Source organism: Leptolyngbya sp. FACHB-36 (genome assembly GCF_014695955.1).
Classification (GTDB): Bacteria; Cyanobacteriota; Cyanobacteriia; order Leptolyngbyales; family Leptolyngbyaceae; genus FACHB-36.
Window position 1 is genome coordinate 1 of the sequence record NZ_JACJPG010000657.1, and the last position, 10306, is coordinate 10306.

At 54.1% G+C, this 10306-nt stretch carries 9 protein-coding genes; 7 read left to right on the plus strand and 2 right to left on the minus strand.

Going from position 1 to position 10306, the window contains the following annotated elements; genetic code table 11:
- Nucleotides 1-680, plus strand: a 680-nt coding sequence (locus H6F43_RS20385; RefSeq protein ID WP_190344903.1) for an EAL domain-containing protein, incomplete at its 5' end; no start/stop codon positions are given.
- A gap of 177 nt (nucleotides 681-857) precedes the next feature.
- On the opposite strand, the gene ispD is transcribed toward H6F43_RS20385, so the two are convergent.
- Nucleotides 858-1574, minus strand: coding sequence for a 2-C-methyl-D-erythritol 4-phosphate cytidylyltransferase (ispD, locus tag H6F43_RS20390; RefSeq protein WP_190344905.1), 717 nt, complete (start codon nucleotides 1572-1574; stop codon nucleotides 858-860).
- 161 nt (nucleotides 1575-1735) lie between these two features.
- Between ispD and H6F43_RS20395 the strand changes: the two genes are divergently transcribed.
- The 4 genes from H6F43_RS20395 (at nucleotide 1736) to H6F43_RS20410 (ending at nucleotide 6865) form a co-directional block, all read left to right on the plus strand.
- Entirely contained in the window at nucleotides 1736-2692 is a 957-nt protein-coding gene (locus H6F43_RS20395) for a glycosyltransferase family 9 protein (RefSeq protein WP_190344907.1), read from the plus strand.
- Nucleotides 2693-2844: 152 nt separating this feature from the next.
- On the plus strand, nucleotides 2845-4923 hold the full coding sequence (locus tag H6F43_RS20400) for a S9 family peptidase (RefSeq protein ID WP_190344909.1): 2079 nt from the start codon (nucleotides 2845-2847) through the stop codon (nucleotides 4921-4923).
- Nucleotides 4924-5106: 183 nt separating this feature from the next.
- Nucleotides 5107-5934: an ABC transporter ATP-binding protein gene (locus H6F43_RS20405; protein WP_190344911.1), complete on the plus strand. Its 828-nt coding sequence runs from the start codon at nucleotides 5107-5109 to the stop codon at nucleotides 5932-5934.
- 148 nt (nucleotides 5935-6082) lie between these two features.
- Nucleotides 6083-6865, plus strand: a complete 783-nt coding sequence (locus H6F43_RS20410) for an ABC transporter permease (RefSeq protein ID WP_190344913.1) — start codon at nucleotides 6083-6085, stop codon at nucleotides 6863-6865.
- A 24-nt stretch (nucleotides 6866-6889) separates the two neighbouring features.
- Here the strand turns inward: H6F43_RS20410 and H6F43_RS20415 are convergent, their stop codons facing one another.
- On the minus strand, nucleotides 6890-7660 hold the full coding sequence (locus H6F43_RS20415) for a C39 family peptidase (protein ID WP_190344915.1): 771 nt from the start codon (nucleotides 7658-7660) through the stop codon (nucleotides 6890-6892).
- A gap of 629 nt (nucleotides 7661-8289) precedes the next feature.
- On the opposite strand from H6F43_RS20415, the gene H6F43_RS20420 reads away from it, so the two are divergent.
- Together H6F43_RS20420 and def are read left to right on the plus strand one after the other, a co-directional pair.
- Entirely contained in the window at nucleotides 8290-9513 is a 1224-nt protein-coding gene (locus H6F43_RS20420) for an HhoA/HhoB/HtrA family serine endopeptidase (protein WP_190344917.1), read from the plus strand.
- A 122-nt stretch (nucleotides 9514-9635) separates the two neighbouring features.
- Nucleotides 9636-10172 carry a peptide deformylase gene (gene def, locus H6F43_RS20425; protein WP_190344919.1) on the plus strand — a complete coding sequence of 179 codons (537 nt, stop codon included), beginning with the start codon at nucleotides 9636-9638 and terminating at the stop codon, nucleotides 10170-10172.
- The last annotated feature ends 134 nt before the right edge of the window (nucleotides 10173-10306 follow it).

Below are 10306 nucleotides of genomic sequence, written 5' to 3' on the forward strand. Positions count from 1 at the left end.
CGAAAGTATTTGGCTACGAGGCGCTGCTGCGCGGACTCGATGAGCAGGGCAAGCTCATTATGCCAGGTCGCATCTTTGAGCTAGCAGACGATGCGGGACTGCTTGCCCAACTGGATTTAGCCGCTCGGCGCACTGCGATTCAGCAGGCAAGTCATCACGGCATTACCGATCGCATTTTTATCAACTTCTCACCGAGCGCAATTTACGACCCCGTTTCTTGTTTGCAGACCACCGTGCAGACGATCGACGACGCGGGCATCCCCCACGAGTCCATTGTTTTTGAGGTGGTGGAGTCCGACCAGTCTCAGGACCAAAACCACCTTCAGTCGATTCTGACGTACTACCGCAACTCTGGATTTAAGGTGGCGCTGGATGATTTTGGCGCGGGCTATTCTAGCCTCAACCTGCTGCATCAAATTCGTCCCGATTTGCTGAAGCTGGACATGGATCTCATCCGAAACGTTCATCAGGACACCTACAAAGCGCTAATCACCGAGAAGATTCTGGAAATTGCCCAGCGATTGGAGATCCTCACGGTGGCAGAAGGGATTGAGTCTGAGGAAGAACTGTGCTGGCTGCGCGATCGGGGTGCAACATTTGTGCAAGGCTTCTACATCGCCAAACCAAGCGCAACTCCGGCGGCAGTTCTCAGCTGTGAATTACCTGAGGCTCACGGATAGGCAATATTCGAGATGCCAGCTTTGTCAGGAGCTACCTTTTCGTAGCTGGGTTAGGTCCAAAACTCTTTGGATTTGCACGATTGGCAGTCGCGCTGCTCCCATGTCACGAAGAGCTTGCCACGCAAGGTTGGAGGAACCGCTGATCCATGATTAAGATTCATAGATTAAAATTCACGCTCAACTCTCTCCCAGCCTCTGCCGCAGAACGAACTCTGCGATCGCCAAGTCGATCGGCGTTGTCACTTTCAGATTCGTTTCCTCGCCTTCGACGATTTTGACGGGCAAGCCACACCGCTCAAATAGCGCCGCATCGTCCGTGACTTCCCATCCCTCGCGATGACCCCGCTCGTGGCACTGCAGCAAGCGCTCCACCTCGAAGCCCTGAGGCGTTTGTGCTGCCCAAAGCTGGCGGCGATCGGGCGTGCTGCGAATCATCTGCGTTGTAGAATCCACAACTTTAATGGTGTCCTTTACCGGGATCGCGGCGACAAGCCCGGAGCAGTGCTGGAGTTCAGCGGTGCAGCGATCGAACAAGGCTGGAGTTGCCAAACTGCGCGCCCCATCGTGGATCAAAACCCGCTCTGCGATCGAGGGCAATCCGCGCAAACCGTTGTACACTGACTCCTGCCGCGTCGCACCACCCGGAATGAAGTGAACCATCTTCGTCATGCCCACGCTAGACACGATTTCCTTCAGGTCCGCCCAGTCGGACGGTTGTCCAATCAGCCCGACCCAGCGAACCGTCTGAGAGGCTTTGGCTGCCGCAAGAGTCCACGCCAGCAGCGGCTTTCCTAGGAGCGGCAGCAGCAGCTTGTTGCGCTGGGGTTTGCCCTGACGCAGCCACTCATTGTCCATACGACGACCAGATCCAGCAGCAGGAATAAGCAGATACACGATGGTTTTTGGGGGAGTGGGAAATGGGAGTAGGAGAGACTTCGCTAACTCTTAGCTCTTTGTCCCTGCTCGCAAATCTGCCACAGGGTAACGGGCAAAACGCCGAACTTTCTCGGATCTTCCCCTAAAATAAGAGCGAGTTAACGTAAAGAAAATTTACTATGCGAATCATAGCCCTTGTTCCTGGTGGAATTGGCGATCAAATCCTATTCTTTCCGACCCTGGACGATTTGAAGCAGTCCTATTCTGATGCGCAAATTGATGTGGTGGTTGAACCTAGGGCAAGGGATGCCTATCGCGTGAGCAAGTCGGTGAATGAAACGATTCCGTTTGATTTCAAAGGGCGAAACAGCCTGGCGGATTTCGGTAACCTGCTGGGAATCATCCGCGATCGCGAGTACGATATTGCCCTGACGCTGGGACAGCGCTGGAGCGTTCGATTTCTGCTGTGGCTGACCGGAATTCCGACCCGCATCGGCTACGCAGGCGGCAGTGGGCAATCGCTACTAACCAATCCAGTGCCGCTGAACCAGAACCAGTACGCTGCCGCGATGTACCACGATTTGCTCAAGGGATTAGACATTAATACACCCTGTCCTCCACTGGCAGTCAGCGTCCCTGCGAAGGATCTCGACTGGGCAGAATCTGAACGCAAGCGATTGGGCAATCAGGACTACGTTCTGATTCATGGTGGGTCGAGCCAGCTTGCCAAGGACAAAGGCATCAATAAGATCTATCCGGTCGAAAGCTGGAGCGGTATTATTCAGGACTTCAATCGTCGGCAGCCAGACCTGCCGATCGTGGTAGTGCAGGGACCAGAAGACGCCGAGTTTGTCCAAGCGCTAGTGGAGGCAAACCCGAAGCTGAAAGTGACGATGCCAAAGGATGTTGGCAAGCTAACAGCTATGATTGCCGGAGCCAATTTGATGCTGTGTACGGACAGTGCCCCTATGCATCTAGCGGTCGCCGTGCAAACCTATACGCTGGCACTGTTTGGTCCAACTGACCCGCAGAAGCTGCTGCCCCAGGACGATCGTTTTGTCGGCATTAAATCGCTCACGGGACAAATGGCAGACATCTCGCCACAAACGGTGCTGGAGAAGGTTTGGGCAGGGTGAGCGGATCGGTTTTTGAGTTGGGAGTGTAGGCTGCACCGGGGCATTCTGCGATCGACTGACGAAACCATCATCCGCACCACTAAAATTTAGGAACGCTTTGCGACCAATCGCGGCTGCCCCCCCAAACTCAAAAATTTAAACACAGTCAAGTTATGGTGCCTTCCAACGCTCATCCCTCAACGACCACTACACCACCTGTTGCGGAGAAACGTCCCCACGTGCATTCTCTTCACGGCGATGAACGAGTGGACGATTACTTTTGGATGCGCGATCGGGACGATCCAGCCGTGATTGACTACCTGGAAGCCGAGAACAATTACACTGACGCGATGATGCAGCAGACGGAGCCGCTGCAAGCCGCCCTGTACGATGAGATGCTGGCGCGGATTCAAGAAACTGACCTCTCGGTGCCCGTTCGCAAAGACGACTACTATTACTACTCACGCACGGAGGCGGGTAAAGCCTACCCCATTCACTGCCGCAAGCGAGGCAGCCTAGATGCGCCAGAAGAGGTACTGCTGGACCAAAACCAACTGGCAGAGGAGCATGAGTATTTTGCGATCGGCACGTTCCAAGTCAGCCCCAACCACCAACTGCTGGCATACTCGGTAGACACGACGGGAGGCGAGTCGTACACGCTGTATTTCTTGGATTTGACCACCGGACAGCACGACTCCGAAAGCATCCCCGATACCTACTACTCGTTTGCCTGGGGCAACGACAGCCAAACGGTTTTCTACACGCAAGTGGATGCTGCCCATCGCCCGTTTAAGCTGTTTCGTCACACGCTGGGGCAGCCGGTAACTGCCGATGTCCTGATTTACCACGAACCGGATGATTCCTATTTTCTTGGCGTGGGCAAAACTCGCAGCGAAGCGTACCTGCTGCTGAGTCTGGGCAGCAAGATTACGTCGGAAGTGCACTACCTGGATGCCAATCAGCCTACCGGTGAGTTTCGCGTGATTCGTCCGCGCACAGTTGGGGTTGAGTACAGCGTCGAGCATCACAGAGACCTGTTTTACATCGTTACCAATGAGGACGCTCTCAACTTCAAGCTCGTAAAAGCGCCTGTCAGCGCACCACAATTAGAGAATTGGGAGACGGTCATTCCCCATCGGCCCGATGTGCTGCTGTCTGACGTCAGCGCATTTGTGGACCATTTAATCATTTACGAGCGAAAATCCGGATTGCCGACGGTTCGCGTCCGCAAGCTGTCTAGCGGAGACGAACACTCGATCGCCTTTCCAGAACCCAGCTACGAAGTCGATGAAGCCGGAAATCCAGAGTTTCACACGCAAACGCTGCGCTTCAGCTACACGTCGCTGATCACGCCGCCGTCGATCTTTGACTACAACTTAGACACGCAAGAGCGCGAGCTGAAAAAAGAAACTCCCGTGCTCGGCGGCTACGATCGCACTCAATACGTGACCGAACGGCTGCACGCGACGGCATCGGATGGCACCCAGATTCCACTGTCCCTCGTGTACAAAAAAGGCGTTGGGACGACCGGGACCAATCCGCTGCTGATGACGGGCTACGGCTCCTACGGTGTTGACTACCCCGACTCGTTCTCTTCCACTCGCCTGTCGCTGTTGGATCGTGGTGTCATTATGGCGATCGCGCACATCCGCGGCGGCTCAGAAATGGGGCGCAAGTGGTACGAGGACGGCAAATTTTTGCAAAAGAAAAATACCTTCATGGACTTTATCGCCTGCGCTGAGTATCTAATTCAGCAGCAGTGGACTTCGCCCGATCGCCTCGCCATTTCTGGTGGCAGTGCTGGTGGGCTATTGGTGGGTGCTGTGGTCAATTTGCGTCCGGATTTGTTCAAAACGGCGCTCGCTCAAGTGCCGTTTGTAGACGTAGTCACGACAATTTTGGATACATCGCTTCCCCTTTCGGCAACAGAATGGGAGGAGTGGGGCAACCCCAACGACAAAACCTTCTACGACTACATGAAGTCCTACTCGCCGTACGATAATGTCGAGGCGAAAGACTATCCTGCTCTGCTGATTACGGGCGGTTTGAACGATCCGCGCGTTGCCTACTGGGAGCCTGCCAAATGGACCGCAAAGCTACGCGACTTAAAGACAGATAGCAACGTACTGCTGCTAAAAACCCACATGGGCGCAGGGCACGGTGGCGCATCGGGACGGTATGAGCGCCTCAAGGAAATTGCTTTTGAATATGCGTTTTTGCTAGACCAGTGGGGCATGACGAAAGCGCATTAACGACTACCTCGGACCTATTAGCCGTTCATCTACCGAGGATGCGTGTGGCACTTGTCCAACCGCTTCTAATCGATCAGTGTGGGAAGCGGCAAAGAGTAACCCGCGATACAAAGCCAGGTTCCTTTGACCTCTAATGTTGTGACGGTATCTAATTTTTTGCTGTCCACCTGCACTCAGGAAGTCATGGTTCGACCTTTGACCGACCCAACCTCCACGGACCTAATCCCGACGGGTACGCCGCTGCTGGAGTTCGATCGCGTTGGCTTGCAATATCAGGTGGACGGCAAACCACGCCGGATTATTGAAGAGATTTCGCTGTCGATTCAACCCAGCGAGTTCGTTTCATTCGTCGGTCCAAGCGGCTGCGGCAAAACGTCCATTCTGCGGATGATTTCTGGGTTAAGTCCAGCACCGATCGGCGAAATTCGGCTGCGCGGCGATCGCATTCACAAACCCTTGAAGAACGTGGGGATTGCGTTTCAAAATCCGGTGCTGTTGCCGTGGCGAAACACGCTGAATAACGTGCTGCTGCCGTTAGAAGTGGTGCAGCCCTATAAGCGCGAGTTCAGGCAGAAATTGCCGCAGTTCACTCAGATGGCGCAAGACCTATTGGAAACCGTGGGTCTACAAGATTTTCAGAAGCAATTGCCCTGGCAGCTGTCTGGTGGCATGCGGCAGCGGGCATCGCTGTGTCGCGCCCTGATTCACCAGCCGGAAATTTTGCTGCTGGATGAGCCGTTCGGAGCGCTAGATGCATTCACGCGGGAAGAAATGTGGGTGATGCTGCAAAACCTCTGGATGAGGGCAAAGTGCGTTGGCCTTTTGATCACGCACGACTTGCGCGAAGCCGTGTTTCTCTCGGATACCGTCTACGTGATGAGTCCGCGACCGAGTTCGATTATTCACACCCTGCAAATTAACCTGCCGCGTCCTCGCACCTTGGATATGTACTTGACCGACGAGTTTAATCATTTGGTTGCTGATATTCGTCGGCATATTCATCGCAGTTAAGTGAATGGTGCCTAGGGTTCAGTTATTAGTGATTAGTTTCTAGTATTTAGCCTTAGCGCCGCATTGAATAACGGGTAAAAATGCGCAAACAAATCATCAGTAACTGGCAACCAATCACTAATTATCAACCACTGCTGGGGAACGCACCATGAAAGATGCAAACGATCGGTTTAAGAAGTTTATCAATTCAAAAACCGCTGGCTTCGTTCTCCCATTTGTGGCGACGGTGCTTGTGTTTGTAGTCTGGGAACTGGCGGTGATTCTGTTTAAGATTCCGGAGTTCAACTTGCCACCTCCAACGAGTGTTGCTCAGGCAGTTGTCCAGTACCAGCCGCAACTTCTGGTAAACGCAGGACGGACGCTGTTCACAACGCTGCTCGGATTTTTCGTGGCGATCGTCACAGGCGTCTTTCTTGGCTTTTTGATTGGCTACTCTCGTCTTGCCTACCTGACTCTCTACCCGCTGCTGGTTGGCTTTAATACCATCCCTAAAGTGGCACTGGTGCCGCTGCTGGCAGTCTGGTTCGGTGCGAACGAGATTCCTGCGACGCTGACGGCGTTTTTGCTGGCGTTCTTCCCGATCGCCGTTAACGTTGCGCTGGGCTTGGATACGGTGGAGCCGGAAATGAAGGACGTGCTGCGATCCATGGGCGCGTCTAACTTGGAAGTGTTCCAGAAGGTTGGCTGGCCCCATACGCTGCCCTACCTGTTCGCCTCGCTGAAGATTGCAGCGTCGTTTGCCTTTGTTGGCTCTGTGATTTCCGAGTCGGTTGCCTCAAACGGCGGCATGGGCTATTTGATTGTGGCGGCAAGCTCAAACTTTGATGTGCCGCTGGCGTTTGCGGGGTTGCTTGTGCTTGCCGTCCTGGGAATCGCGCTCTACGGCTTTTTCGTCGTGCTGGAGAAGTACGTAATCTACTGGGCGCGGTAGGGAAGCGAATCACGAGTTGCGCGTTCACTTCTTGCTGATAAAATGCACCCAAAAGTTACCGTCCGGGATGCAGAGATTTTTAATCATGCTGTAGGAGTAGCGAACGGATTGCCCACTGAGGTCGGTGCGGTAGCCGTAGGGAGTCCACTCGCCGTAGGGATCATGGACAATAAAGCCGGACTCATCAAATCCGGTAATCACCACAATATGACCAAACGAGGTGAAGTAGCCGTGGATGACGATCGGCTTGCCCTCGCAAAGCCAGTCTTGCACCTGCTCGATCGTGGCATTCGCTCGAAAATCATCGCGGCACCCGTAGCGCTCGACGATCGTTGCCAGATCGTGTGGGTCATGCCGACTTAAGCCGTAGTCCTCAGCGTACTGGTAGAGTTCGTCCTCAAATTGCCCGCGCGACTGCTTGCGTCGTGCACCCAGAAACGTTAGACACATTGCCAGCGAGGTGACATTGCAGGAGCCAGTGGGATTTTCTTGGTTGTCTAGCTGCGACTTGTAGGGAATGGGCAGCTTGACCGTTTTGGGCTTAGGTCTTGGAAATACAACGGCTCCGTCTTTGATGATTTGAACATGCTTGCCAAAGGCATACCAGGTGTTGTAGCCCTTGAATAGATCTTTCGCAAACGCAACGCGCAGGTGATCGCGCTCAAGGCTGAAGGAGTGAAGCTCAAATTCTTTGCCACCGTCGATCGGCTGCTTCTGATCATCGGATAGCTCAGAGGATTGGATCGGTTTGCGCTTTAAGTTAGTAGCACTGAGCGATTTAAGAACGGTTGGCATAGTAGTGTCCTGATTGCGTGGTTGCGTGATTTGATGTGATTAAAATGCTTGCCTAGTGTTCCCGTCGTTCGGTAGAAGCCAACAGCGAGAACATCTGTCAGGGTCTATATGGATGCATCAGTAGCTAGTCGATCGTTCGCTTAATTGAGAAGCCAAAATTAGCCGCTTGCGACTGGTGGTTACTGGTATTCAGTAGAGACACGGCTCACGGTTGCACACTGTAAGAAGTGTCAGTGGACATCAAGCCTTGCTGCTAATCTACATGTCTGATTGGAATCACTTATGCAGCGATGGTGGTTCTTAGAAGCAGCATCGCCACGAGCCAGCGTTGTCCGACCAGACGGGAGCAAAAAGACGTCCGGATGCGTCTTCTAGAAACTAGAAATCTTCATATCTGTGAAATGCAGGTGCTACCGCAATGTCATATTGCATACTTAAACTGAGATATATCAAGCTAAGTTAGCCATCGCTTCCCGTCAGCGCCTCGCGGTTGATCGTCCGGGCGATCGACGATTCGGTAAGCAGGCATCCAATGGCTCCCAAGCTGTAAGGACAGGCTGATAGCGTTCTTCACATAACCCCGCCTCTCATTCCTCTCTTCACCCTTCAACGACCACGCAACGTATCCTATGAAGACTCCAACTGACAAAAACGGTACTCGTAAATTCTCATGGAAGAAGCCAGCGATTTTTTTGATGCTGCCGCTGATTGGGGCAGGAACCGCTGTCATGGGCGATCGCTGGCTCTCGTCGGAAGCTGCACCGACTGAGCAGACCGTAACGCAGCCGTTGGTGGCGCAGGCGCAGGCTCCCAACCGCAGCAGCGGCATTCTCTCCTCCGGCGATCCTAATTTTGTGGTCAACGCGGTCGATCGTACAGGTCCCGCCGTGGTGCGAATCAACTCGTCGCGGACGGTGCGCGCGCGCGCACCACGAGATCCGTTCTTCCGCCAGTTTTTTGGCGATGCTCCCCCTCCGTCCTCCAGAGTTGAGCGGGGAACCGGATCGGGATTTATCATCAAATCTGACGGCTTGATTTTGACGAATGCCCATGTAGTGGACGGTGCCGATACGGTAGCGGTCATGATCGATGGACGTGAAATGCGTGGTCGCGTGCTGGGTGCAGACACCGTCACCGATGTCGCCGTTGTAAAAGTAGAGGCAACGAATTTGCCTGCCGTCAGCTTGGGCAACTCTGACCAGTTGCGACCGGGCGAGTGGGCGATCGCGATCGGCAACCCGCTTGGACTCGACAATACGGTAACGGTGGGGATCATTAGCGCAACGGGTCGTTCTAGCTCTCAAGTGCGCGTGCCGGATAAGCGCGTCAGCTTTATTCAAACCGATGCTGCGATTAACCCCGGCAACTCTGGTGGTCCGCTGCTAAACCAGCGCGGCGAAGTGGTTGGTATGAACACGGCAATCATCGGTGGGGCTCAGGGGTTGGGCTTTGCGATTCCGATTAACACCGCGCAGCGAATTGCCGATCAGCTAATTGCCAAAGGGCGGGTCGATCACCCCTATCTGGGTATTCGGATGACGACCCTGACTCCAGAGCTGAAGCGGCAGATCAACGAGGACCCCGATAGCAACATTACGGTTCAGGACGATCGCGGCGTCTTGGTGTACGGTGTGATTCGCAACTCGCCTGCGGCAAAGGCTGGCATCCGACCCGGTGACATTGTTGCCCGTATTGCTGGTCAGCAGATGAATACAGCAGACGACGTGCAGCGAGCAGTGGAAAGTAGCGCGTTGGGCGGATCTCTGCAAGTTGAAGTGAAGCGGAATGGACAAACTGTAAACTTGGCGGTGCGTCCAGAAGCGCTGCCGACTCAAACCGCTCAGAACGAATAAGTTTGCGTCTACCGACTGGGTTGTGAGATGACTCCAGTTGCTTGGCTAGCTTCCATCGTGAGGCTAGCCATTTCTTTGTGGAGATTTTAGAGTGAGGAGGTATCTCTTATCGAATCTGAGCGATGGCAGAACTGCTAGAAGTGATTGAGTTAGGCAATCCAATCCTGCGTCACAAAGCCGACGCAATTTTGAATGTAATGGACGATCGCGTTCAAACCCTGATCGATGATTTGATGCTGACGGTCAAGCACGCGAACGGCGTTGGCATTGCGGCTCCTCAAGTAGCGCGATCGCAGCGGCTGTTCATTGTGGCGTCGCGCCCAAACCCACGCTACCCAACCGCGCCAGATATGGAGCCAACCGCCATGATTAACCCTCAAATTTTGGTGCACTCGGATGAGTCGGTGAAAGGCTGGGAGGGCTGCCTCAGCATTCCGGGCATTCGCGGACAGGTGCCGAGACATCAGGCGATCGAGGTCGAGTACATTGGACGCGACGGCAAGCGGCACACGCAAGAACTGACCGATTTTGTCGCCCGCATTTTCCAGCACGAACTCGACCACCTCGACGGCATTGTATTTCTCGATCGCGTGGAGAGCACGCAAGACCTCATGACCGAGCGGGAGTATCAGGAGCGGATTGTCAACGAAGGGCAATGACAAGGTCATCCCTCGACTAGCCGCTAACCGCTCACTCAGCCCTGTAGTCCACGCCAGATCATGTAAATCGCCAGCAGTACAAGCAGCAGCCGAAATAGCTGATTGACCAACTGATCCGACAGACGCGGCAGGAG

Coding starts and splice junctions, on each gene's coding strand:
- H6F43_RS20395 (WP_190344907.1), top strand. CDS start 1,736: ATGCGAATCATAGCCCTTGTTCCTGGTGGAATTGGCGATCAAATCCTA.
- H6F43_RS20400 (WP_190344909.1), top strand. CDS start 2,845: ATGGTGCCTTCCAACGCTCATCCCTCAACGACCACTACACCACCTGTT.
- H6F43_RS20405 (WP_190344911.1), top strand. CDS start 5,107: ATGGTTCGACCTTTGACCGACCCAACCTCCACGGACCTAATCCCGACG.
- H6F43_RS20410 (WP_190344913.1), top strand. CDS start 6,083: ATGAAAGATGCAAACGATCGGTTTAAGAAGTTTATCAATTCAAAAACC.
- H6F43_RS20415 (WP_190344915.1), bottom strand. CDS start 7,660: ATGCCAACCGTTCTTAAATCGCTCAGTGCTACTAACTTAAAGCGCAAA.
- H6F43_RS20420 (WP_190344917.1), top strand. CDS start 8,290: ATGAAGACTCCAACTGACAAAAACGGTACTCGTAAATTCTCATGGAAG.
- def (WP_190344919.1), top strand. CDS start 9,636: ATGGCAGAACTGCTAGAAGTGATTGAGTTAGGCAATCCAATCCTGCGT.